15 protein-coding genes are annotated in these 23,470 nt (G+C 71.7%); 4 read left to right on the top strand and 11 right to left on the bottom strand.

Annotated features, from left to right (window positions below; translation table 11 throughout):
- Positions 1 to 153 precede the first annotated feature (153 nt).
- The gene (locus ABZV38_RS06600) at positions 154 to 354 is read left to right on the top strand and encodes a hypothetical protein (RefSeq protein WP_356325186.1); all 201 of its coding nucleotides are present in this window, start codon (positions 154 to 156) and stop codon (positions 352 to 354) included.
- 22 nt (positions 355 to 376) lie between these two features.
- On the opposite strand, the gene ABZV38_RS06605 is transcribed toward ABZV38_RS06600, so the two are convergent.
- Both ABZV38_RS06605 and ABZV38_RS06610 read right to left on the bottom strand, forming a co-directional pair.
- Positions 377 to 3,796, bottom strand: coding sequence for an ATP-dependent DNA helicase (locus tag ABZV38_RS06605; RefSeq protein ID WP_356325188.1), 3,420 nt, complete (start codon positions 3,794 to 3,796; stop codon positions 377 to 379).
- 268 nt (positions 3,797 to 4,064) lie between these two features.
- Positions 4,065 to 4,484 (bottom strand): MGMT family protein, encoded by a 420-nt coding sequence (locus ABZV38_RS06610; protein WP_356325319.1) that lies wholly within the window; start codon positions 4,482 to 4,484, stop codon positions 4,065 to 4,067.
- A gap of 236 nt (positions 4,485 to 4,720) precedes the next feature.
- Between ABZV38_RS06610 and ABZV38_RS06615 the strand changes: the two genes are divergently transcribed.
- From ABZV38_RS06615 to ABZV38_RS06625, 3 genes are all read left to right on the top strand, one after another.
- Positions 4,721 to 7,555 (top strand): lysylphosphatidylglycerol synthase domain-containing protein, encoded by a 2,835-nt coding sequence (locus tag ABZV38_RS06615; RefSeq protein WP_356325190.1) that lies wholly within the window; start codon positions 4,721 to 4,723, stop codon positions 7,553 to 7,555.
- Positions 7,556 to 7,649: 94 nt separating this feature from the next.
- A complete protein-coding gene (locus ABZV38_RS06620; protein ID WP_356325193.1) occupies positions 7,650 to 9,281 on the top strand; it encodes an alpha/beta hydrolase in 1,632 nt (543 codons plus the stop codon).
- A gap of 48 nt (positions 9,282 to 9,329) precedes the next feature.
- The gene (locus ABZV38_RS06625) at positions 9,330 to 10,919 is read left to right on the top strand and encodes an alpha/beta hydrolase (protein ID WP_356325195.1); all 1,590 of its coding nucleotides are present in this window, start codon (positions 9,330 to 9,332) and stop codon (positions 10,917 to 10,919) included.
- An 82-nt stretch (positions 10,920 to 11,001) separates the two neighbouring features.
- Here the strand turns inward: ABZV38_RS06625 and moeZ are convergent, their stop codons facing one another.
- From moeZ to ABZV38_RS06670, 9 genes are all read right to left on the bottom strand, one after another.
- Entirely contained in the window at positions 11,002 to 12,180 is a 1,179-nt protein-coding gene (moeZ, locus tag ABZV38_RS06630) for an adenylyltransferase/sulfurtransferase MoeZ (protein WP_356325197.1), read from the bottom strand.
- An 85-nt stretch (positions 12,181 to 12,265) separates the two neighbouring features.
- Positions 12,266 to 13,120, bottom strand: coding sequence for a spherulation-specific family 4 protein (locus ABZV38_RS06635; RefSeq protein WP_356325199.1), 855 nt, complete (start codon positions 13,118 to 13,120; stop codon positions 12,266 to 12,268).
- Positions 13,108 to 14,073, bottom strand: a complete 966-nt coding sequence (locus tag ABZV38_RS06640) for an NAD-dependent epimerase/dehydratase family protein (RefSeq protein ID WP_030915473.1) — start codon at positions 14,071 to 14,073, stop codon at positions 13,108 to 13,110. Before ABZV38_RS06640 ends, ABZV38_RS06635 begins: the two co-directional genes overlap by 13 nt.
- Before the next feature lie 144 nt (positions 14,074 to 14,217).
- On the bottom strand, positions 14,218 to 15,354 hold the full coding sequence (locus ABZV38_RS06645) for a hypothetical protein (protein ID WP_356325321.1): 1,137 nt from the start codon (positions 15,352 to 15,354) through the stop codon (positions 14,218 to 14,220).
- 661 nt (positions 15,355 to 16,015) lie between these two features.
- Positions 16,016 to 17,800 carry a glycosyltransferase gene (locus ABZV38_RS06650; protein ID WP_356325323.1) on the bottom strand — a complete coding sequence of 595 codons (1,785 nt, stop codon included), beginning with the start codon at positions 17,798 to 17,800 and terminating at the stop codon, positions 16,016 to 16,018.
- A 189-nt stretch (positions 17,801 to 17,989) separates the two neighbouring features.
- Positions 17,990 to 19,639, bottom strand: a complete 1,650-nt coding sequence (locus ABZV38_RS06655; RefSeq protein ID WP_356325201.1) for an ABC transporter ATP-binding protein — start codon at positions 19,637 to 19,639, stop codon at positions 17,990 to 17,992.
- Positions 19,636 to 20,625 (bottom strand): ABC transporter permease, encoded by a 990-nt coding sequence (locus tag ABZV38_RS06660; protein ID WP_356325203.1) that lies wholly within the window; start codon positions 20,623 to 20,625, stop codon positions 19,636 to 19,638. Before ABZV38_RS06660 ends, ABZV38_RS06655 begins: the two co-directional genes overlap by 4 nt.
- Positions 20,622 to 21,605, bottom strand: a complete 984-nt coding sequence (locus tag ABZV38_RS06665) for an ABC transporter permease (RefSeq protein ID WP_356325205.1) — start codon at positions 21,603 to 21,605, stop codon at positions 20,622 to 20,624. Before ABZV38_RS06665 ends, ABZV38_RS06660 begins: the two co-directional genes overlap by 4 nt.
- A 2-nt stretch (positions 21,606 to 21,607) precedes the next feature.
- A complete protein-coding gene (locus ABZV38_RS06670; RefSeq protein WP_356325207.1) occupies positions 21,608 to 23,332 on the bottom strand; it encodes an ABC transporter substrate-binding protein in 1,725 nt (574 codons plus the stop codon).
- Positions 23,333 to 23,470 lie beyond the last annotated feature (138 nt).

A 23,470-nucleotide genomic window follows, 5' to 3' on the forward strand; every position in this document is an offset into this window, starting at 1 on the left:
GCTAACCGGGCGGACTGACAGCGTGCGGGGCGATGAGCCGGTCCGGCCGGTGGCCGGGAAGTGCCTCGCCCGAAGGTGCTGACCGGTCCAGGTTGAAGTCCGATCGGTCCCGATCGCGTGTGATCGCGTCAACGACCTTACGAGGAGGGTCATATGAGCCCCGCCGCACCCGCCCCCGGCTTCGGGGCGGACTCCGGACCGGACTACGCCGACGCGGCCGAGGCACCGGAACCGGCGCCTTCCGCGGAGCACCTGGCGGGTCTCGACGCCATCGAACGGACCCGGTACGTGAGCATCGGCGAGGCGACCGATGACGACATCAACGTCTACGTGACCGTGGTCCGCAAGGGCTGACCGTCCCCAGCCGATACCCGCGTCACTCCAGGATGTGGCGGCCCTCCGGCTGCGCACTGCAGGACGCCTTGAACGTGCAGTGGGTGCAGTGCTGGCCGGTTGTGGGGGTGAAGCGTTCGTCCAGGACGCGGCCCGCGGCCGTGGCCAGCAGGTCGGAGACCCACTCGGTGGTGGGCGGCTCCTGGGCCTGCACCTTGGGCAGGGCGTCGCCGCCCTCCTTCTTGGGGGCGGGCTGCCTGAGCTGTACGAGTTCGGCGCCACCGGGGGCGGGCCGGTGGCCGTCGAAGATCTCGTCGACCGCCCCTTCCCGGACGGCCAGCTGATACACGGCGAGCTGGGGGTGGCGGGCGACCTCGTCCTTCGTCGGGGCCTGCTTGCCGGTCTTGAAGTCGACAACGTACGCCCGGCCGTCGGCGTCCCGTTCGACGCGGTCCATGGAGCCCCGGATCCGTACCTCGTACTCCCCTGCTTCGAGCGTCACGTCGAAGTCGTGCTCGCTCGCGGCGGGGGTGCGGCCCGTGCGGTCCATGACATGCCAGCGCAGGAAGCGTTCGAGGGCGACCCGCGCCTGCTCCTTCTCCTGCTGAGACTTCCAGGGGGCGTCGAAGACCAGCCCGTCCCAGACGGAGTCGAGGCGTTCCATCAGGACCGCCAGGTCGGCGGGGGTCCGGCCGGAGGCGACCTCGTCGGCGAGTACGTGCACGACGTTGCCGAACCCCTGCGCGGCCGTCGCCGGGGCGTCCGCCTTCACCTCGCGGCCGAGGAACCACTGCAGGGCGCAGGTGTTGGCGAGCTGGTCGAGTGCGCTTCCGGAGAGCGCCACGGGGTGATCCCGGTCGCGGAGCGGGACGGCCGAGCGGGTCGGCTCGTACAGGCCCCACCAGCGGTACGGATGGGCCGACGGTACGAGCGGCTGGCCTTCGTCGTCCGTGAGGGCGGCAAGCCGGGCCAGCCGATGGGCCGCCTCGTCGCGCAGGGCGGCGGAGGCATCCGGGTCGACGGTGGTCGCACGCAGCTCGGCGACGAGTGCGGCGACGGCGAGGGGGCGGCGGGGGCGGCCGGTGACGTCGCGCGGTTCGACGCCGAGCTCGGTGAGGAAGCGGGACGGCTGGTCGCCGTCGTCGGCGGGGGCCTTCACCGCGGTGACGACCAGGCGTTCCCGGGCGCGGGTGGCCGCGACGTAGAAGAGGCGGCGTTCCTCGGCGAGCAGGGCGCCGGGGGTGAGCGGTTCGGCCAGTCCGTCGCGGCCGATCCGGTCCGCTTCGAGGAGCGAACCGCGGCGTCGCAGGTCCGGCCAGAGGCCCTCCTGCACGCCTGCGACGACGACCATCCGCCACTCCAGCCCCTTCGACCGGTGCGCGGTCATCAGGCGTACGGCGTCGGGGCGCACGACGCGCTTGAAGAGGGTGTCGGCGGCGATGTCCTGGGCGTCGACCTCTTCAAGGAAGTTGAGCGCGCCGCGCCCGCCGGTGCGTTCCTCGGCGCGGGCCGCGGTGTCGAAGAGCGCGCAGACGGCGTCGAGGTCGCGGTCGGCGTTGCGGCCGCCGCGCAGCGCGGCGCGTTCGAGCCGCCCCGGCCACGGGGTGCCGGCCCACAGCTCCCACAGGGCCTCCTCGGCGGTGCCACCGCCTTCAAGGAGCTCACGGGCCTTGCGCAGGAGCGCGCCGAGACGCTGGGCACCGCGGGCGTACGCGGGGTCGTGCGCGACGAGGCGTTCGGGCTCGGCGAGTGCGCGGGCCAGCAGATCCCCGGAGGGCGCCGGCACCCGGTTCCCGGCGGCCCGCTCCTCGTCGCGCAGCGCCCGCCCGAGACGGCGCAGATCGGCGGCGTCCATCGAGCCGAGGGGGGAGGCGAGGAGGGCGAGAGCGGTCTCGGTGTCGAGCCAGGGGGCGGCGGGCTCGTCGGAGGCGGTGTCCGCGGCGGGGTCCGGCATCGGATCTGCGGCCGCGTCCCCCGCTCCCGGTGTCGTCGTGGCCGTCGTGCGGTGCAGCGCCGCCGTGGCGACCGCGCGCAGTGCCGTGAGGAGCGGGGCCACCGCCGGTTCATGGCGCAGCGGGAGGTCGTCGCCGTCGACCTCCAGGGGCACGCCGGCCGAGGTGAGCGCGCGGCGCACCGCGGGGATCGTGCGGCCGCCGGCGCGTACCAGCACCGCCATCTCGTTCCATGGCACGCCGTCCTCCAGATGGGCGCGGCGCAGCAGGTCGGCGATGTTGTCGAGCTCGGTGGACGCGGTCGGGTAGGTGTACGTCTCCACCCGGCCGCCCTCGCGGACCGCGGCGAGCTCGCGGTGGGCACGCACTTTCGCCGACGGCAGGCGGGTCAGCGGCATCCGGCGGGTGAGCAGCCGGGTGGCGGCCAGCAGCCGTTCGCCGGAGCGGCGCGACGTGGTGAGGACGCCGACCGGGGCCGGGTCGCCGTCCGCTCGCCGGAACGTCTCCGGAAAGTCGAGGATGCCGTTCACATCGGCGCCCCGGAAGGCGTAGATCGACTGGTCTGGGTCGCCGAACGCGATCAGGTCCCGGCCGCCCCCGGCCCCCGGCGCACTCCCGCGGTTGCCGGCCAGCGCGTGGAGCAGCCGTACCTGCGCCGGGTCGGTGTCCTGGTACTCGTCGACGAAGACCGCGTCGTACTCTCCGGCCAGCAGCGCCGACACCTCGGGGCGCTCGGCGAGGAGCACCGCCCGGTGGACCAGCTCCGCGTAGTCCAGCACCCCTTGTGCGTCCAGCACGTCCAGGTACTCGGCGAGGAATGCGGCGGCCGCCCCCCAGTCCGGGCGGCCGGTGCGGCGCGCGAAGTCGGCGAGGGCGTCCGGGCCGAGGCCCAGCTCGCGGCTCCGGGCGAGCACCGCGCGTACCTCGTCGGCGAAGCCTCGCGTGGTCAGGCAGGCCCGCAGCTCGTCCGGCCAGCGGATGTGCGCGAGGCCCTCCTTCGCCAGTTCGAGCTGGCCGGCCAGCAGATCGCGGACGGTGACGTCCTGCTCCGGTCCGGAGAGCAGTCGCAGCGGTTCGGCGAAGAGGTCGGCGTCCTGATGGGCGCGGACCAGTGCGTAGCAGAAGGAGTGGAACGTGGTGGCCTGCGGGCCGCGGGCGGCGCCGAGCCGGGCGGCCATTCGGTCGCGCAGCTCCACCGCGGCCTTGCGGCTGAAGGTGAGGACGAGGATGCGGGCCGGGTCGCCGCCCCGGGCGACGCGGGCGGCGACCGCCTCGACGAGCGTGGTCGTCTTGCCGGTGCCGGGCCCGGCGAGGACCAGCAGCGGACCGCCGGGGTGGTCAACCACCGCCTGTTGCGCCGTGTCCAGGAGAGGGGGGTCCACGGAACCCGGCCGGGTACGCACCAGTCGGTACGCACCCGTGGTCCTCCCCCTACGCCCCTGCGGGCGTGGGGGGACCCCCTGCCGTGCCTGACGGCGCGGACTGTGCCGGGTGAAGGAGGAGGAGCTCACGTGGATCGCCGGTCCTGGTGGGTGTGCTGGTGGTGAGGGGGCGGGGTGCGCGCCGCGAACTGTCGACGCTACGCCAGCGAAGGGGTCGGATGCGGCGAGTCCGCTGCGTCGATCGTCACGTTCCACGTCGCGCGGCAGGTCGCCCGAAAAGGTACGCGGAGAGTTTCGGAGCAGGTCAGGCTGCAGGTCGGACAGCGGGTCGCACCGCACTTCCGGTACGTCCTGCGGGCCTGGCTGCTCCCGTCATGGGGCCGAATGGCGGAAGCTGTCAGGTGTGAGCTCCTCCGTCCTCGCCCTCGGCCCCGCCGTGACCGCCGGTCACGCCGTCCCACCGTGCGCGCTTCATGTCGAGGCGCGGGATGTGACCCTCCGCGCTGCGCGACGCCTCGCGCAGCGGGGTGCTCTCCTCGCGGTAGTGGCCCAGCGCCCGCAGTTCGTGGCCGGGCAGCAGCGCCCCGTCGGAGCGCACCACACGCCACCACGGCGCCGCACCGCCGTACAGCGCCATGACCCGGCCGACCTGGCGCGGCCCGCCCTCGCCCAGCCACTCCGCGACATCGCCGTACGTCATGACACGGCCGGGCGGGATCAGGTCGGCGACATCGAGCACGCGCTCCGCGTACTCGGGCAGCTCGTCGGGCGCCCGGTCGTCCCTCGCGCCGTCGTCGCTCGTCCGGTGTTCGCTCATCCGACCCATGGTGCCGTACGCCACCGACAGCCCGGCCCGGACCGTGGCCGACCGGTGCGTACGCATCCGCTCACCGAGTGTGCACGCGGGAGCAAAGGAGCGTATCTTGCCCATCGCGCGACCGTGCAATGCACCCTGATGCCCCCCTCTGTCTCCGAGCCGTGCCACCATCATGCGGGCGGTGACCGGTGATACGAGAACACGAAGACCAATCAGAGGCGACGAAGGAGCAGGGCGTGCAGCCACCCAAGGCGGCGGACGCCTCTGATGCCGAGCCGCGCCCGGAAGAAGGCCAGGACCGGGCTCAGGCACCGGAGCAGAAGCCGGCACCGGAGCAGAAGCCGTCGTCCGGGACGGAACGCGAGCAGAATCAGGGGCGCGACCGGGAGCCCGAGCAGGAAGAACGCCCCCACCATCTGGTCGGCTCCACTCTCTCCTCCGCGCGCGCGGCGGAAGAAGCCGACCGTGTCTCCGGGGACGAGCCGCTGCTCCCCGCGCGCGTGCACCGCCCCTCCGACCTCATGCGGCTCCTCGTCGGCGTGCTGGCGATCGCCGTCCTGTTCTCCATCGCCGCGTTCGCCCACGGCACGACCACCGGTCTCGAGCACGACATCAACAAGGGCACGGACCAGGCCCCCGACGTCCTCATCAAGATCGCCGGTCTGGTCTCCAGCATCGCCGTGCTGCTCGTACCCGTCGCCTTCGCCATCGAGCGGCTGATCAAACGCGACGGGCTGCGGATCGCGGACGGGGTACTCGCCGCCGTACTCGCGCACGGGGTCACGCTCGCCACCGACCTGTGGGTCGCCAAGTCCGCCTCCGGCACCATTCAGGACGCCCTGACCCAGCCGCAGCCCGGTGCCGCGCTCACCGATCCCGTCCACGGCTATCTCGCGCCCGTCATCGCCTATATGACGGCGGTCGGCATGGCGAGACGGCCGCGCTGGCGGGTCGTGCTGTGGGTGGTGCTGCTGCTCGACGCCTTCGCCATGCTGGTCGGCGGCTATACGACACCGTTCTCGATCGTCCTGACCGTGCTGATCGGCTGGACCGTGGCCTACGGCACGCTGTACACGGTCGGCTCGCCGAACGTCCGACCGACCGGCCAGCATCTGATGGCCGGTCTGCGCCACGTCGGCTTCCGCCCGGTCACCGCGATGCGCGCCGACGAGGCCCCCGACTCCGGCGACCAGAGCGACCGGGGCCGCCGCTATCTGGTCTCCCTGGAGGACGGTCCACCACTGGATGTGACCGTCGTCGACCGGGAACAGCAGGCGCAGGGCTTCTTCTACCGGGTATGGCGCAGGCTCACCCTGCGGGCCTTCACCCAGCGCCGGTCCATCCAGTCGCTGCGCCAGGCCCTGGAGCAGGAGGCGCTTCTCGCGTACGCGGCGATCGCCGCCGGGGCCAACGCCCCCAAACTGATCGCCACCTCCGAACTCGGTCCCGACGCCGTGATGCTGGTGTACGAGCACATCGGCGGACGCTCCCTCGACGCACTGCAGGATGTGGAGATCACCGACGATCTGGTGCGCGGTGCCTGGCGGCAGGTGAAGGCGCTCCAGTCGCGGCGGATCGCGCACCGCAGGCTCACCGGCGACGCGATCCTGGTGGAGCCTTCCGGCACGGTGTTCGTCACCGACCTGCGCGGCGGCGAGATCGCGGCCGGTGATCTGGTGCTGCGGATGGACATCGCCCAGCTGCTCACCACCACCGGTCTGCGGGTGGGCGCCGAGCGGGCCGTCGCGGCCGCTCTCGAAGTCCTCGGTCCCGACGCCGTCGCCAACTGTCTGCCGCTGCTCCAGCCGATCGCACTCAGCCGCTCCACCCGGGCGGCGCTGCGCAGGCTCGCCCGGGAGCGGTCGCAGCGGGAGCGGGAGGCGGTGCTCGAAGCGTCGGACGCCGCCAAGCGCGCCAAAGCCCAGGAGGCCGAGGTGTCGGCGGGGGAAGAGGTCTCCTCGGTCCCCGCCGACCGCAAGGCGCTCCGTAACGAGAAGCACGCGGAGAAGCGCGCCGAGAAGCGGGCGATAGACGATGCGCTGGACGAGGCCCGCGAGGAGGATCTGCTGACCCAGATCCGCCGCCAGGTGCTGCTGATCCGGCCGCAGGCGCCCGTCGAGCCGGTGCGGCTGGAGCGGATCAAGCCGCGCACCCTGCTCAGCTTCATCGCCGGTGCCATCGCCGCGTACTTCCTGATCTCCCAGGTCACGGAGGCCGACTTCGGTGCGGTCGTCGAGCAGGCGGAGTGGGGCTGGGTGGCTGCGGCGCTCGGGTTCTCGGCGCTGAGTTACATCGCGGCCGCGATGAGCCTGCTGGGGTTCGTGCCGGAGCGGGTGCCGTTCGGCAAGACCGTGCTGGCTCAGGTGGCCGGCTCGTTCGTGAAGATCGTCGCGCCGCCCGCGGTCGGTGGGGTGGCGCTGAACACCCGGTTCCTGCAGCGTTCCGGGGTACGTCCGGGGCTGGCCGTCGCGAGTGTCGGCGCCTCGCAGCTGTTCGGGCTCGGCTGCCATGTCCTGCTCCTGGGCGCGTTCGGCTACCTGACGGGCACCGAGAAGACCCCGTCGTCGCTCACGCCGTCCAGGACAGTGATCGCCGGGCTGCTGACCGTCGCGGTGCTGGTGCTGGTGGTGACGGCGATCCCGTTCCTGCGGAAGTTCGTGGTGACACGGGTACGGTCGCTGTTCGCCGGAGTCGTACCGCGCATGCTCGATGTCGTGCAGCGGCCGCAGAAGCTGCTCACGGGCATCGGCGGCATGCTGCTGCTGACCGGCCTGTTCGTGATGTGTCTGGACGCGTCGATCCGGGCGTTCAGCGGTCCCGACGTACCGCAGCTCAGCTACGCGAGCATCGCGGTGGTCTTCCTCGCCGGCAACGCGCTGGGTTCGGCGGCGCCGACCCCGGGCGGGATGGGCGCGGTCGAGGGTGCGCTGACACTGGGGCTGATCGCGGTCGGTCTGCCGAAGGAGGTCGCGGCGCCCGCCGTACTGCTGTTCCGGCTGATGACGCTGTGGCTTCCGGTCCTTCCCGGCTGGATCAGTTTCAACCACCTCACCCGCAAGGGCGCTCTGTAGGTCCCGGCTCACGGATCCCGTGTGCGGCCCCTGCCACCACCCGCTTGGACCGACGTCCCGCGCGCGGTCCCGCACTCCGGCGCACGATGGAGCAATGAGGACCCCCCCTGCCGTGCGCGCCGCGGCCCTCGCCGCAACCGTCACCGTGCTGCTGCCCCTCACCGCCTGTTCGGAGAGCGGCGACGGTGCGGCCGACACGGACCGCACCAAGAACTCTCCGCACGCGGCGAACGCCGCCGCCACGTCTCTGCCCGCCGACCTGGCCTCGCAGAAGCTGAAATGGAAGCCTTGTCCCGCCCCGTCCGTGGCACAGGGCGGCGGAACCGCCCCCACCCCGCTTCCCGGCGGCACCGCCTGGGAGTGCTCCTTCATGAAGGTCCCGCTCGACTACGCGAAGCCGGACGGCGAAACGATAGAATTGGCGCTCATTCGCGCCAAGGCCGTCAACCAGAGCAAGCGGATCGGCTCGCTCATCTTCAACTTCGGCGGCCCCGGCGCCTCCGGCGTCGCCACGCTGCCCGCCTTCGGCACCACGTACGACAAGCTCCGTGCCCGCTACGACCTGGTGAGCTTCGATCCGCGCGGGGTCGGCCGCAGCGAGGGCGTGAAGTGCGAGAACGACAAGCAGCTCGACGCGCGCTTCGAGAGCGACCTCACCCCGGACACCGCCGCCGAGGTGCAGGCCTACGTCGACGAGCAGAAGGAGTACGTGGCGGCCTGCAGGAAGAACTCCGGCTCCGAACTCCCCTACGTCGGCACCACCAACGCCGCCCGCGACATGGATTTGATGTACCGGGTGCTCGGCGACGAGAAGCTGTACTACTTCGGCATCTCCTACGGCACCGAACTCGGTGGCGTCTACGCCCACTTGTTCCCGAAGCACATCGGCAGGGCGGTGCTCGACGCGGTCGTCGACCCGACCACGGACTCCGAACAGGCCTCCCTCGGCCAGGCGAAAGGCTTCCAGCTGGCCCTGGACAACTTCACCAAGGACTGCGCGGACCGCGGCAGCGCCTGCAAGCTCCCCGGTTCCACCGGGAACGAGGTCGAGTTGTGGATCGCCGATCTTCTCCAGCAGCTGGAGAAGACGCCGATCTCGGGGCTCGGCACCCGGCAGCTGACGCAGTCCCAGGCCATCACCGGGATCGCGGCCTCCCTCTACTCCAGGCAGACCTGGCCGCTGCTGGAAGAGGGACTCGACGACGCGGACGGCGGGGACGGCGCGCTGCTCCTGGCCCTCGCCGACTCGCTGAACGGCCGCTCCGAGAACGGTCATTACGACAACTCGACGGCTGCCAACACGGCCATCAACTGCGTCGACTCCAAGCAGCGGTTCACCGTCGACGAGACGAAAGCGAAGCTCGCGGGGTTCCGGAAGGCGTCCCCGGTCTTCGGCGACTATCTGGGCTGGGGTCTGATGGCGTGCACCGGCTGGCCTGTGAGGGGCACCTGGAACACCCCGGACGTCAGCGCCCCCGACGCGCCCCCCATCCTGGTCATCGGCAACACGGGCGACCCGGCGACCCCGTACGCGGGCGCGAAGGCGATGGCCGACGAACTGGGCAAGGGTGTCGGGGTGGAGATCACGTACAAGGGTCAGGGGCACGGCGCGTACAACAGCGGCGATGCCTGTGTGCAGAAGGCGGTGGGCGGCTATCTGCTGGACGGCAAAGTCCCGGCGGCCGGTACTGTCTGTGGCTCAGGGGCTGGCGGCAGCGGCAAATAGCGTGCGTCGCACGCCGTACGTACAGGCACAACGGGGAGGGACGTACAGGTGGTTCACCATGCTCGCGCCGGAGCGCCGGCCGCTGCCGCACTGCTGCTGACGGGTGTGCTCGCGGGCTGTGACGGGGGTGCGCAAGCGGACGGCAAGGCGGGCCGCAGTGCGGCGCCCTCGTCCGCCGAGGGGTTGGGAGCCCCGTCCGACGGATCGGACGGGAAGCCGGGCGCGCTGCCCGCTCTGCCCGCGGCCCTCACCTCCCAGCAGCCGGTCTGGAACCGCTGCAAGGCAGTCGGTGGTCAGAACGCACCGGACTCCAGCTGGCGGTGCGCGACGGTCAAGGTGCCGTTGAACTACGCCGAGCCGACCGGCGACACGATCGGGATCGCCCTGATCCGCAAGGAGGCCCGGGACAAGGGCCGCCGGCTCGGCTCGATGCTGTTCAACTTCGGCGGCCCCGGCGGCTCGGGCGTCTCGATACTGCCGCGCGCCGCCGGATCGTACGGGAAGCTCAACACCCGTTACGACCTGGTGAGTTTCGACCCGCGCGGGGTCGCGGGCAGCTCCGGGGTGAAGTGCCGCACCGACCGGGAGCAGGAGGACGCCAACCGGAAGATCGACATGACTCCGGACACGGCGGCGGAGCAGGCGGCGTTCATGAAGGACGGCGCGGACTTCGGCGCCGGCTGCGAGCGCAACTCGGGCAAGGTCCTCCCGTACGTCGGTACGACGAGCGCCGCGCGGGACATGGATCTGATCCGCGAGGTGCTCGGCGACAGGAAGCTCACGTACTTCGGCATCTCGTACGGCACGGAGCTCGGCGGTACGTACGCACACCTCTTCCCGAAGCATGTGGGACGCACGGTCCTCGACGCGGTCGTCGACCCGACCGCCGACACGCTCGGGCACGCCCGCAACCAGGCGACCGGCTTCCAGCGGGCGCTGGAGAACTACCTCAAGGACCGTGGCCAGGACCCGAAGGCGGGCACCCTGCGCATCGCCCGGCTGCTGGAGCGGATCGACAGGAAGCCGCTGCCGACCAGCTCGGGCCGCAAGCTCAACGAGACGCTGGCGATCACCGGCATCGTGACACCGCTCTACTCCAGGAGCGGCTGGCCCGTTCTGACCCAGGCGCTGGACGAGGCAGAGAAGCAGGGCACCGGCAATCTGCTCCTCCAGCTGGCCGACTCCTACAACGGCCGTGACGAGAACGGGCACTACGACACCCAGAACCACTCGCAGCGTGCCATTTCCTGCGCGGACAGCAAGCTCCGGCCGACGGCGGACGACGCCGGGGCGCTGCTGCCCGAATTCCGGAAGCTGTCCCCGGTCTTCGGCCCGTTCCTGGCGTGGGACACGGCCGGCTGGTGTGCCGACTGGCCGGTGAAGGGTGAGCACGACACCCCGGAGGCGAGCGCTCCGGGTGCCGGTCCGATCCTGGTCGTCGGGACGACCGGTGACCCGGCGACGCCGTACGAGGGTGCGCAGAAGATGGCGGACGAGCTGGGCAAGAGCGTCGGCATCATGCTCACCAACAAGGGCGAGGGACACGGTGCATATGGCGAGAAAGCGTGTGTGACGTCGACCGTGGACGCGTACTTCCTGGACGGGAAGGTTCCGGCGAGCGGCAAGACCTGCTCGTAGAAGAGGCCGACGATACGGAGAAGGGGCCGGCCCGCGCAGCGCGGACCGGCCCCTTCCCGGCATTCAGCCCCAGTACAGAGGCTCAGTACACCGGCTTCTCGGGCTCGATCTGGTTGACCCAGCCGATCACGCCGCCGCCGACATGCACCGCGTCGGCGAAGCCCGCCGACTTGAGGACCGCGAGGACCTCGGCGCTGCGGACACCCGTCTTGCAGTGCAGGACGATGCGCCTGTCCTGCGGGAGGTCCTGCAGGGCGTTGCCCATCAGGAACTCGTTCTTCGGGATCAGCGTGGCGCCGGGGATCGAGACGATCTCGTACTCGTTCGGCTCGCGGACGTCGATGATCTCGATCTTCTCGTCGGCGTCGATCCACTCCTTGAGCTGCTTCGGGGTGATCGTGGAGCCGAGCGCCGCCTCCTGGGCCTCCTCGGACACGACGCCGCAGAAGGCCTCGTAGTCGATGAGCTCGGTGACGGTCGGGTTCTCGCCGCAGACCGCGCAGTCGGGGTCCTTGCGGACCTTGACCTGGCGGTACTGCATCTCCAGGGCGTCGTAGATCATCAGCCGGCCGACCAGCGGGTCACCGATGCCGGCGAGCAGCTTGATGGCCTCGTTGACCTGGATGGAGCCGATGGATGCGCAGAGCACACCCAGCACGCCGCCCTCGGCGCAGGACGGGACCATGCCGGGGGGCGGCGGCTCCGGGTAGAGGCAGCGGTAGCAAGGACCGTGCTCCGACCAGAAGACGGACGCCTGGCCGTCGAAGCGGTAGATCGAACCCCACACGTACGGCTTGTTCAGCAGCACCGCGGCGTCGTTGACCAGATAGCGGGTGGCGAAGTTGTCCGTGCCGTCCACGATCAGGTCGTACTGGGCGAAGATCTCCATCACGTTCTCGGCTTCGAGCCGCTCTTCGTGAAGGACAACATTCACATACGGGTTGATACCCAGGACGGAGTCCTTGGCGGACTGGGCCTTGGAGCGGCCGATGTCGGCCTGGCTGTGGATGATCTGGCGCTGCAGGTTCGACTCGTCGACCTCGTCGAACTCCACGATGCCGAGCGTGCCGACACCGGCCGCAGCCAGGTACATCAGGGCCGGCGAGCCGAGACCGCCGGCTCCGACGCAGAGCACCTTCGCGTTCTTCAGCCGCTTCTGCCCGTCCATCCCGACATCCGGGATGATCAGGTGGCGGGAGTACCTGCGGACCTCGTCGACGGTGAGCTCAGCAGCTGGCTCGACCAGGGGTGGCAGCGACACAGGAACCTCAACAATGCAGGTGGTCGGTTTCTACGTACTTCAGCTACGTACGGTTGTTCTCCCGGTAACACTGCCACGCCCCTCCTCATTCCGAGATACCGGGTCCGATCCGCGAGACGATTTCGTCCCAGTACCCGGGCAGCGCCGCGAATGGGTCGGTTTGTCCACCATGATCGGTGCGGATGGTGCGGTCGGTGAAGAAGATCGTCCCGGCCCCCTGCCAGCGGGCGATCCGCATGGCCTCGTCGAGGTGGGTGCGCGGGACGCCGTGCACGAAGTGTGCGAAGTGTCCCGGCGGGTAGGCCGCGGTCCACTCCGCCACCTGCGACCAGCGGTAGTCGGTCCACGCCCCCGAGAAGGTGACCAACTGGTCGGCCGTCTCAGCGTATCCGGGATACGGGTGGGTCCCGTGCCCCAGCACCAGCAGCCCGCTCCCGGTCTCGTCGTCCCCGCTGTCCTCTCCCTCCTCCCTGTCCTCCAGGAGCGCGGAGAGTGTGCTGGTGAGGCAGCGGACCGCCGGGAGGTCGGCGCGCTCGGCCGGGCACCGGTCGAGGTAGAAGCCGTCGACGCGGTACCAGTCGAGGAAGGACTGCGCGTCGGCGATCAGCTCGCCGAAGGGGCGGTTGCCGAAGGTCAGATCGAGATGCCCCAGCAGCAGGCCGCCGCCCGCTCGGGCGGTGTCCTGCGCGGCCCCGCCGTGCACGGCCCGTTCGCGGGCGTTGCGGAGTCGGCCCGCGGCCTCGAGACAGTGCGGGTCGGGCCGGGCGCCGGGGCCGTTGTCGATATTGAGGACCGCCCAGTGCAGCGGGGTGCCGGGGCGGATCAGCTCAGCCCATTCGGTGGGCGCGAGCAGCGGGTGCGCGTACCCCGGGACGCCGAAACCGAGCTGCTCGTCGCCACTGATGCGGCGGGCGGTTCCGGTGCTGGTCAGATGCGGCATGCCGCCTCCATCCAGATGTCGGCGAGGGACTCCTCCAGATTGATCCGGGGGCGCCAGCCGAGCCGGTCGCGGGCGGTGCGGACGTCCGCCTGCTGCCAGGCGCCGCAGCCGTCCGGGTAGGGGGACGGGGTCGCCGAGAGATGTTCGATCACGGACTCGGCGGAGGTGCGGGGGGCTCCGATGGGAAGCCGGGCGGGGGGTGTGTCGAGCTCGTGCAGGGCACCCGGGTAACCCGCGACCTTGGCGAGCACGGCGGCCGCGTCGCGCAGCCGCACGGCCCGGCCGGTTCCGATGTTGACGACTCCCTGCGCGGCGGAGAGCGAGGCGGCGTGCACGGCGCGGGCGACATCCCGTACGTCGACGAAGTCTCGCTGCACTCCGAGGCCACTGAGCTTCAGCTCGCCGTCGCCGGACTGCATGGCACGGCGCATCGCCTCGGCGAGCCGGCCCAGCGGTGAGCCGGCCGGGGTGCCGGGGCCGACCGGTGAGAAGACCCGCAGCACCACCGCGTCGAGGCCGGAGCCGAGGACGAGTTCGGTGGCGGCGAGCTTGGAGACGCCGTACGGGCCGCCGGGGCGCGGCACGGCGTCCTCCGCGGTCGACGATCCGGGCTGCGAGGGCCCGTACTCCGAGGAGCAGCCGACCTGGACGAGACGGGCGCTGCAGCCGCTGCGGCGCATCGCCTCGCAGACGGTGGCGACGGCGACGGTGTTGTGACGGGTCAGATCGCGGGCGCCGCCGCGGGTGGCGCCCGCGCAGTTGACCACGACCCCGGGGTGGACGGCGTCCAGGAAGCGGGTGAGTGCTCCTGGACTGCCGCCGGCCAGGTCGAACCGTACGTCGGCGTCGTCGCCGCGGCCGAGCGCGGTCAGGTGCACGGCGGGGTCGGCGAGCAGCCGGTCGGCCACGAACCGGCCGAGGAATCCATTGGCTCCGAGCAGCAGAACCCTCATCGTGCGCCCCCTTCGTGCCGACGGCGGGCTGCCGGTGCGGGGGATTGGGGGGTCATGTCCGGTGTCTCCTTGGGGAGGTTGTGAGCGTTACGGGACAGGCACTCGCGGCGTCGGCTCCGCGGGGGTCGTGCGGGGTCGTGCGGGTTACGCGCGGGTGTGTGCGGAGGCCCTCGAGAGGGCGACGGTGGCGTGGATCAGCAGGCCGAGCGCGGCTGCGCCGCAGGCGATGGCGGGTACGGCTCCGGTGCCGGCCGCTGCGACGACGGCGTCGACGGGCCGGGCGACGAAGTGCAGACCGGGCAGCCGCCCGGCCAGGATCAGGGCGGGCGCCACCGCTTCGACGGCGCAGGCGGCGGCGAGTCCGGTGGTGGCCGGCTCGGGGAAGCCATGGACGGCCAGCAGCCGGGCCAGTAGGAGCAGGACGCCGAGGGCGGCGGCCGCGACCGGGGCGCCGCCACCTCCGTATCCGAGGTCGGCGAGGTAGAGCAGCCCGGCGAGGACGCACAGGAAGAGCGCGACGGTCCCGAAGAGCAGGGGGCGCACCCCTGCCGCGAACTCCTCCAGCGCACGGCTGCCGGCGAGTTTGCGATGGGCGTGCACGGAGAAGAGGTGCGCGCACCAGGCGGCCGGGGCGACGGCGAGCGCGAGCCCCAGGAGCGGTGCGGGAGTAACCGTCCAGGGCCCTTCGGGTCCGCCGCTGAGGACCTGGTCGAGCAGGCCGTCGCCGTACAGGACGTACCCGAGAAGCCAGTACCCGTAGAACGGGGCGGCAGCCGAGGAGCGCCCTTCGGCGGCGTGCAGGGGGCCGCTCCGCAGGCACAGGCCGAGGCCGAGGAGCGCGACGAGCGCCCCGACGAGAGCCACGGTGAGCCGCGCCTCGCCGCCGAGCACTCCGTCGGTGAGTTTCAGAACGACGGCGGTCGCGGTGCAGGCGGCACCGGGCAGCAGCGCGCGGAGCGACCAGGCGGCGCGCGTCTCGATGTCACGCATCGGCGCGGGCGCCGTCACGCGACCGGGCTCGCCCGCGACGGCGGGCACCCGCGCGTAGAGCTCCTCGGCAAGCGAGAAGACGTCGCGGTGCCGGTAGCGGGCGGCGGTGCGGTCGGTCACCCCGTGGGCTTCGAGCCCGGCGGCGATCTCCAGAGGGTCGACGGCGCGTTCGCAGAGCTCGCGGTGCCGGTGCATGAGCGTCTTCACGGGGTCGACGGGCCCACGCCGCGCGGCGCTGAGCTTGCGCGCGGAGACGGCGGGGGTATGCGCGATCTCGGGGGCGCGGGGGATGGGGGCGGGCTCGGCTTCGGCCGCGGTCCTGACTTCGGAGTCGGCCGCCTCCGGCTCCGGCTCCGGCTCTGCGGTGGGGAGGCGGACGGGGTCCGGGGCGACGGTCGCCTCCGGCGGACGGGCAGTGTCGCTGGGCGGGGGTGTGTGCGGGTCCGCGGCCGGATCCGGGGCCGAGGCCACGTGCGGGTCTGCGGCCGGATCCGGCTCTGCGGTCGAAGGGCCGTCCGGTTCCGGACCACCGGCCGCGTCCGCCGCCTGGGGCGTGGCCGGGTCCGCCTCCGGGACGTGCGGGTCCTCGCCCCGGTCCGGGCTCCCGCCCCGCCTCATCAACTTCCCCATGACCGACGCCGGCCGCCCCGCCCCGAAGAAGCCGGGCACCATCGGCGCGCGCCCCTTCCCTGAGTAGCCGGGCATCACCGATGTCCGCCCCGGCCCGGATGCGGGCAGACCCCAAGCCGGTGCGGAGATCCCCGCGACTCGTGTCTCGGAGACCAAGGCCTCCGCGCGGGAGTCCCGGCTTGCGCCGGGCATCGGTGTGCCCGGGGCATCGGGTGCCTCGGTCGGGCGGCCGCCCATGGGAGTTCCTCCGTGTTCTTCGCCAAGTCCGCGGGACCGTCTGGCGGGTGTACCCGACCGGCCCGCCCTCGCGGCCGTCTCCTGCTCACACATCGCCGTCCCCCGTTCCCAGCGCGCCCGCGCACACGCCCTCGGTGGCCCAGCTCGGGGTGTGCCCGGCCGTGGGCGGGACGGGGGCCGTCCAGCCGCCCAGCACATGGGCCTCCGGCGGTGTCGCGAACGGGCGTGGGGAGCCGTCCGTGTTCGGTGCATGCGCGTCTCTGCGCACCGGGGAGTGCGAGATCAGCTCCAGGTAAATGCCGCGAAATGCCGCGAGGTTCTGTTCGACGGTGAAGAGTTCGAGTGCGCGGGCGCGGGCCGCCGCGCCGAGCCGTGCACGACGCTCGGGGTCGCGCAGCAGCGTGATACATGCGTCGGCGAGCGCCCGGGGGTTGCGCGGGGGCACCACCAGCCCCGTACCGCCGATGACTTCGACGACGGCGCCGACGTCCGTCGACACCGTGGCCCGTCCGCAGAACATCGCCTCGACCAGGCTGATCGGGAAGCCTTCGACGACGCTGGAGAGGACCACGATCCCGCCCGCCGCATACGCCTCCGCGAGGTCGGGCAGTTCGGCGTCGCCGATGTCCTCGAAGGAGACCGGGTTGTCACCGATGGCGTGCGCGTCGGCGGCCTCGTCGGGGAAGAGCTGGGCGGCGAGCGCCCGGCATTGGGCGAGGTATGTGGTGCCTTCCGCGCACGGCGCCGGGGCGCCGACGATGCGCAGCCGGGCGTCCGGTTCGGCCTTCCGCACTTCGGCGAAGGCGTGCAGCAGCGCGATCAGGTCCTTGGAAGGTTCGATCCTGCCGACCCAGACCAGCGTGTCGGGTCCGCCGTCGTCGCCGCTCTCCCCGAGCGCGGCGAAGCGGGCCGCCTCCATGCCGGGGTAGACGGTGCGCAGCTTGGCCCGGTCGGCGCCGCACCGCTCCTGCCAGCGGCGGGCGTGCGTGTTGCCCGGGGTGATGAGCGCGGCCTGCCGGTACACCTCGGTGGCCAGCCGTCCGAGGAAGTTGGCGAGCAGGGCGCGTACCGGCGCGCTCAGCGGCGTGCCGGTCGCGGCGAGGTAGTGCGCCCGCAGCTGCACACCGTGCTCGGTGACCAGCAGCGGCACCCCGAAGAAGCGTTTGGCCAACAGCCCCGGCAGGGCCGCGGCGGCGCCGGACGTGGCGTGGCAGAGGTCGACCGCGCCGAGGCTCTCCTCGTCGTACCAGTCGAGGGAGAGCGGACGCAGGACGCGGTCCAGCTCCGCGGCGAAGGCGAGGAGGTCGGGGACGGTCGCGGTCTGGACGGTGCGGCCGGTGCCGGGAGCGCGGCAGGCGGCTTCGAGTACGCGGACGGCGGTTTCGGAGCGGAGCGCCGCGGGAAGCCCGCCGTGTTCGCGGGCCAGCTCGGCGAGTCCGTACAGCCCGTCCGTGAACTGCGTGTCGGCGGCGTCGGGGGCACCTGTAGGGCGTACGCCGTCCGCTTCGTCGCGTGTCACGTCCGCCGTGCAGATGGATGTCGCGAGCGCCGTGAAGTGCGCCGTGAAGCGGCGTCGTTCGCGCCGTCCGTACGACCGCCCGCCCCCTCCGGTCACCAGCCGGGCGAGCAGCCCCTTGGGGGCGTGGCCGCCCAGGATGTCCTCGTCGGCCATCCACAGCGGCGCCGTCCGCACCCGGCTGACCTGGGGCGGGAGCTGTACCCAGCCCTGCGCCTCCTGCTCGGCGGAGCGGCTGAGCGCGTAGAGATCGAACTCGTGCTGCGTCAGTCCGCGCACCAGACGGTCGCACCAGAGTCTGGACTCACCGGTCGCATACGGATAACCACCGTCGGTGAGGAGTCCGATCCGCACGAGCACACCCCCGATCTCCCTTGTGGCGGCCGCCGTCGAAAGGGCGACTCACAGCGGGACGACCGTAAGCGGATACGCCGGTGGCGCGACGGACGGTTGTCCATCGCGCCACCGAAAGGGGTGAACCGTCGTAACTTTCCTGCCTCGGTAGCGTTCCGTCGCGCTATGAGGGTGATCGGTTACGCAGGGTCAGGCTGCGGCCAGCTCCTTGCGGGCTGTGCGGCGCACTGCCGCGAGCGCCGGATCGAGGGCGGGCACGGCGGCCAGGAGCTGCTTGGTGTACGGATCCTGGGGCGCGCCGTACACCTCGTCGACACTGCCCGTTTCGACGATCCGGCCCTGCCGCATCACCGCGACCCGGTCGCTGACCTGCCGTACGACCGCGAGGTCATGGGCGATGAAGACCAGTCCGAGGCCGAGTTCGCGCTGGAGCTCGGCGAGGAGTGCGGTGACCTGTGCCTGGGTGGTGACGTCGAGCGCGGAGACCGGTTCGTCGCAGACGATCAGCCGGGGGTCGGCGGCGAGCGCGCGCGCGATGCCCACGCGCTGGCGCTGTCCGCCGCTGAACTCGTGCGGGTAGCGGTCGTACCGGTCGGGGTCGAGGCCGACGCGTTCCAGCAGCTCCTGGACGCGGGCCCGGACCCGGGTGTCGTCGAGTGCGCCCGCCGCACGCAGCGGATCGGCGACGGATTCACCGATCGAGCGGCGCGGGTTGAGCGAGGCGACGGGGTCCTGGAAGACCATCTGGAGCTCGCGCCGGTGCGGGCGCAGCGCCTTGTCCGACAGCGATCCGATCTCCGTACCCCGGTAGTGGAGCCGGCCCGCGGTCGGGTCGAGGAGGCGTACGAGCATCCGTCCGAGCGTCGTCTTGCCACTGCCGCTCTCGCCGACGATGCCGAGTGTCTCGCCGGGGTGGACAGTGAGCGATACGCCGTCCACGGCGGTGACCCGGCTGCGGCCCCGCCCGAATTCACGCCGCAGATCGACGGCTTCGAGCAGCGGTTCCCCGCTGTCCGCGACCCGAGGTGCCGGTACCCGTACCGGCACCGCACGCTTCGCATCCACCCGCGGCACGGCGGCCAGCAGTGCGCGCGTGTACGGCTGCCGGGGCGCGCCGAGCGCCTCGGCTACCGGCCCGCGCTCCACCTCCCGGCCCGACTGCATGACCAGCACCTCGTCGACGCTCTCCGCCGCGACGCCCACATCGTGGGTGACCAGCAGCAGCCCCATGCCGGTCTCCCGGCGCAGGGTGTGCAGCAGGTCGAGGATCTGGGCCTGGACGGTGACGTCCAGCGCCGTCGTCGGCTCGTCGGCCACAAGCAGCTGTGGCTCGCAGGCGAGCGCCATGGCGATCAGCGCGCGCTGCCGCATCCCGCCGGAGAACTCGTGCGGCCGGGACCGCGACCGCCGCACCGCGTCGGGGATGCCGACCCGGTCGAGCACGTCGACGGCCCGCGCCCGCGCCGCTCGAAGTGAGGCGCGGGCGTGGACCCGGTACACCTCGGCGATCTGGTCGCCGACCGCGTAGTACGGGTCCAGTGAGGACAGCGGGTCCTGGAAGACCATCGCGGCCTTCGCCCCGCGCAGCGCACGCAGCTCCGCGTCGTCCGCCGCCTGTACGTCCACGCCGGCGACCCGGATCGAACCACCGACCGTGGCACCTGTCCCCCGGTGGAGTCCGAGCAGGGCGTACGCCGACGCGCTCTTGCCGGAGCCGGACTCGCCGACGACGCCGAGCGCGGCACCCGCCTCCAGCGTGAAGGAGAGGCCGTCCACGGCCCGTACGCCATCCGCGCCGTCGAAGGAGATGGTCAGATCGGAGACCTCGACCAGACTCATGCCAGCACCACCCGACGGTCGGCCATCGCCTGCAGGATGTCTGCGACGGCATTGGCAAGGACGACGAAGAAGCCGGTGACGAGCACCAGGCCGACGACGACCGGCAGGTCGACGTTCTTCACGGCGTCGACGAGTTCGCGTCCGACGCCGGGGATGTTGAAGAGCGATTCCGTGAGGACGGCTCCGCCGAACATCGAGCCGATGTCCAGTGCGCCGAGCGCGATCACGGGGCCGAGGGCGCCGCGCAGCGCGTGCCGCCCGACGAGCTTCCGCTCGCTCACCCCGTACGCCCGGAAGGTGCGCACATGGTCCTCGGCGAGCGTCTCCAGCATCGACGCCCGGGTCATCCGGGCGTACGGAGCGGCAGAGACCAGGGCCAGTGAGACCCAGGGCAGCAGCAGGTTCCAGGCCCACTGCTCCGGATTCTCGGTGAGCGGTACGTAGTCGGGGAACGGCAGCAGTTGCAGCGCCGAGCAGAAAACGATGATCAGCAGCAGACCGACGACGAAGACGGGCGTGGCCATGCCGGCCAGGGTCAGTCCGGTGAGGAGCCGCTCGGTCGCGCGGCCGCGCCGCCACACCGAGAGCAGCCCGGTGCCGACGCCGAGCACGATCCACAGCACGAAGGCACCGATGGCGAGCGAGGCGGTGGCCGGGAGCTTGGTGAGGATCATCTGGGTGACCTGCTCGTCGTTCTGGTACGAACGTCCGAGGCAGGGTGCCTGGCAGTGCAGGATTCCGGTGCCGGTCGAATAGTCGCGGCCGGCGAAGATCCCCCGGAGGAAGTGCGCGTACTGCAGGTACAGCGGGTCGCCGAGCCGCAGTTGGTCGCTGACCTGTGCCACCTGGGCGGGCGAGCAGCGCGGACCGCAGGCGATCTGTGCGACGTTGCCCGGGGCGACGTAGAAGGCGGCGTAGACGACGACGCTGAGGGCGAGGAGCACGAAGAGCGCCCCGCCGAGGCGCCGCAGCAGGAACCGGCTCATGCTCCGGCCTCCTTCTTGCGTCCGGTGCCGATCCGGAGCCGGGAGGCGACGCGCGGGTCGAGTGCGTTGCGTACGCCTTCACCGAGGACGGTCAGCGCCAGCACGGTGATGAAGATCAGCAGGGCGGGGATCAGCAGATAGGTGGGCGCCGCCTGGTACCAGGTGTCGGCGTCGCTGAGCATCTGTCCCCAGGACGGCGTGGGCGGTTTGATGCCGACGCCGAGGAAGGACAGTGCCGCTTCGACGACGATGTTGCCGGGGAAGAGCAGCACGGCGTACGTGATGACGGGTGCGGCCAGCGCGGGCAACAGCTCGCGCCGGGCGATCCGCCAGCCGCCCCAGCCGCTGAGCCGGGCGGCCGCCACATGGTCGAGCGACTTCAGGGCGAGCGTCTGGGCGCGCACGATCTTGGAGATGCCGGACCAGCCGACCAGGCCGACGATCGCGGCGATCAGCACCGGACGCGGGAAGTCGGCGGGGGCGACGGCGAGCGCGCCGAGCGCGATCACCATGACGGGCAGGGCGACGACAACATCGGTGACGCGGCTGAGCGCCTGGTCGACGAAGCGGTTGCCGAGCCCGGCGGCGAGGCCGACGACCACGCCGATGGCCACCTGGAGCAGGGTCGCGGCGAGCGCGACGCCGAGCGAGACCCGGGCGCCGTACACGACGCGGGCGAAGAGATCGCGGCCGGTGAGCGGTTCGATGCCGAGCCAGTGGTCGGCACTGATCCCGCCGAACGAGCCCAGCGGCACGCCGCCGGTCGCGGAGTCGACGAGGTTCGCGTGGTACGTGGTGGGGTCCTGGCCCTCGATGCCCGCCAGCAGCGGGGCGGCGAGCGCGACCAGGACCAGCAGAGCGACGATCACGGCCGCCACGACGGCGGAGCGCCGTGCGCGCAGCCGCCGCCAGAACGAGGAGGCCCCGGAGGCGGGGGCCTGCACGGCCCCCGCCTCCTTGACCAGCAGAGCTTCGGCCATGGTTACTTGACCGCGACCTGCGAGATGTCGAGTACACCGGTCCAGTCGCTGATGACGACGTTCTTGATGGACTCGCCGTACAGGCGCTTGTAGACGGGGTGGAACAGCGGCACGGTCACCGCCTGCTCACCGATCTTCTTGTCGAGCGCGCCCCAGCGCTTCGCGGCCGCGCTCAGGTCGGTCAGCTTGTTGATCTCGTCGACCTCCTTGTTGACGGAGGAGTCGTCGAGCTGGAACGCGTTGAAGTTGTAGCCGTCCTTGACGATCTGGCGTCCGTCGAAGATCGGCGCGAGGAACGGGCCGCCGGACGGCCAGTCGGCGCCCCAGCCGGTGAGGAAGAAGCCGGGCTCGCTCTTCACATCGTGGATCTTGTCCGAGTAGGCGTTGCCCTCCAGGCCCGCCAGCTCGACCGTGATCCCGGCCTCCTTCAGCGCCTCCTGGACAGCGGTGGCGATCTCCGGGCTGGTGGCGAAGTTCTTCTCGTTGGAGTGCGTGAGCGTGACGGTCAGGCCCTTGGCGTAACCGGCCTCCTTCAGCAGCTCCTTGGCCTTGGCCGCGTTGCCCGTCTTGCCGGCCGGGAAGGCGTCGTACGCGCTGTAGCCGAAGGACGCCTGCTCCGGCAGGAAGGTGGTGGCGGGCTCGGCGAGCGAGGAACCGCCGGCCGCGTTGATCACGGAGGACCTGTCGACAGCGTACGAGATCGCCTCGCGCACCTTCGGGTTGTCGAACGGCTTCACCTTCGGGTTGAAGGCGATGTAGTTGGTGTAGCCGAAGTGGCCGGTGCCGACGCGGGCGGCGAGCTTCTTGTCGCCGGTGACCTTGGCGAGCTCGGCCGGGCCGAGGTTGGTGTCGGTGGTGACGGCGGCGGCGTCGGCGCCCCGGGAGGCGGAGAGCCGCTGGTTGATGACGGCGGAGTCGAGGCCGGAGCGCACGTCGATCCGGTCCGGGTACGCCTTGCGCTCCTCGTCCGTCTTCGCGGACCAGAACGTGTTGCGCTCCAGGACGAGGCGCTCGCCGTCGCCCTCGTTCTTGACGACCTTGTACGGCCCCGAGGAGATCGGGTGGTTCTCGTACTTCGCGCCGGTGTCCTTGGCCTTCGGTACGGGGGTCGTCTGGGTCTGTGTCGCCAGGTAGGGGAACTCGCCCTCCGGCTTGTTGAGGTGGAAGACGATCGTCTTCGCGTCGGGCGTCTCGATCGAGGCGAGGCCCTTCTTGTCCTTGTACGGACCCTGGTAGTCGGCCCCGCCGATCAGCCAGTCACGCAGGTAGGGCGCACCGCCGGAGAGCTCGGCGGCGAAGGAGCGCTCGATGCCGTACTTGATGTCGGCGCTCGTGATCGCGGTGCCGTCCTCGTACTTCAGGCCGTCCTTGAGCGTGTACGTCCAGACAGTCGCGTTCTTGCTGGGCGTCCCCAGGTCGGTCGCCAGGTCGGGGACGACCTCGGCGCCGGGGGCGCCGTCCTCCCGGTTGCGGGTGGTCAGCGTACGGAAGACCAGGGACGGGACGTTGCCGCCGCCGGAGGTGTACAGCCGCGCGGGGTCGAAGTCCTCCTGCGGGTTGCTGTTGAGGACGGTGAGCGTGCCGCCCTTGGCGGGCTTGCCCGCTGCGCCGGAGTTGCCGTCGCTGCCCTTGCTGTCCTGGGGCCCGCACGCGGCGGCGCCCGAACCCACGACGAGAACCACGACGGCCGCTGCCACGCGGCGCGATATGACGGACGGTTGACGCATCGGAAGATGACCTCTCGGAGTGCTGCTTGCGGTGGGACACGGATGGTGGGTCCGGGCAGGCTGCAGCGAGGGTGGGGGTGGACAACCGGTCGGAAAGCGAAGGGGACCGGAACACCGAAGCTGCCGCGCCTGCGGACG

The organism is Streptomyces sp. NPDC005181, from assembly GCF_040608395.1.
Lineage (GTDB): Bacteria > Actinomycetota > Actinomycetes > Streptomycetales > Streptomycetaceae > Streptomyces.

Bases quoted from the DNA above. Each gene is read 5' to 3' on its own strand.
- ABZV38_RS06660 (WP_356325203.1), bottom strand. From the start codon at position 20,625: ATGAGCCGGTTCCTGCTGCGGCGCCTCGGCGGGGCGCTCTTCGTGCTC.
- ABZV38_RS06655 (WP_356325201.1), bottom strand. From the start codon at position 19,639: ATGAGTCTGGTCGAGGTCTCCGATCTGACCATCTCCTTCGACGGCGCG.
- ABZV38_RS06600 (WP_356325186.1), top strand. From the start codon at position 154: ATGAGCCCCGCCGCACCCGCCCCCGGCTTCGGGGCGGACTCCGGACCG.
- ABZV38_RS06610 (WP_356325319.1), bottom strand. From the start codon at position 4,484: ATGAGCGAACACCGGACGAGCGACGACGGCGCGAGGGACGACCGGGCG.
- ABZV38_RS06635 (WP_356325199.1), bottom strand. From the start codon at position 13,120: ATGCCGCATCTGACCAGCACCGGAACCGCCCGCCGCATCAGTGGCGAC.
- ABZV38_RS06620 (WP_356325193.1), top strand. From the start codon at position 7,650: ATGAGGACCCCCCCTGCCGTGCGCGCCGCGGCCCTCGCCGCAACCGTC.
- ABZV38_RS06665 (WP_356325205.1), bottom strand. From the start codon at position 21,605: ATGGCCGAAGCTCTGCTGGTCAAGGAGGCGGGGGCCGTGCAGGCCCCC.
- ABZV38_RS06670 (WP_356325207.1), bottom strand. From the start codon at position 23,332: ATGCGTCAACCGTCCGTCATATCGCGCCGCGTGGCAGCGGCCGTCGTG.
- ABZV38_RS06640 (WP_030915473.1), bottom strand. From the start codon at position 14,073: ATGAGGGTTCTGCTGCTCGGAGCCAATGGATTCCTCGGCCGGTTCGTG.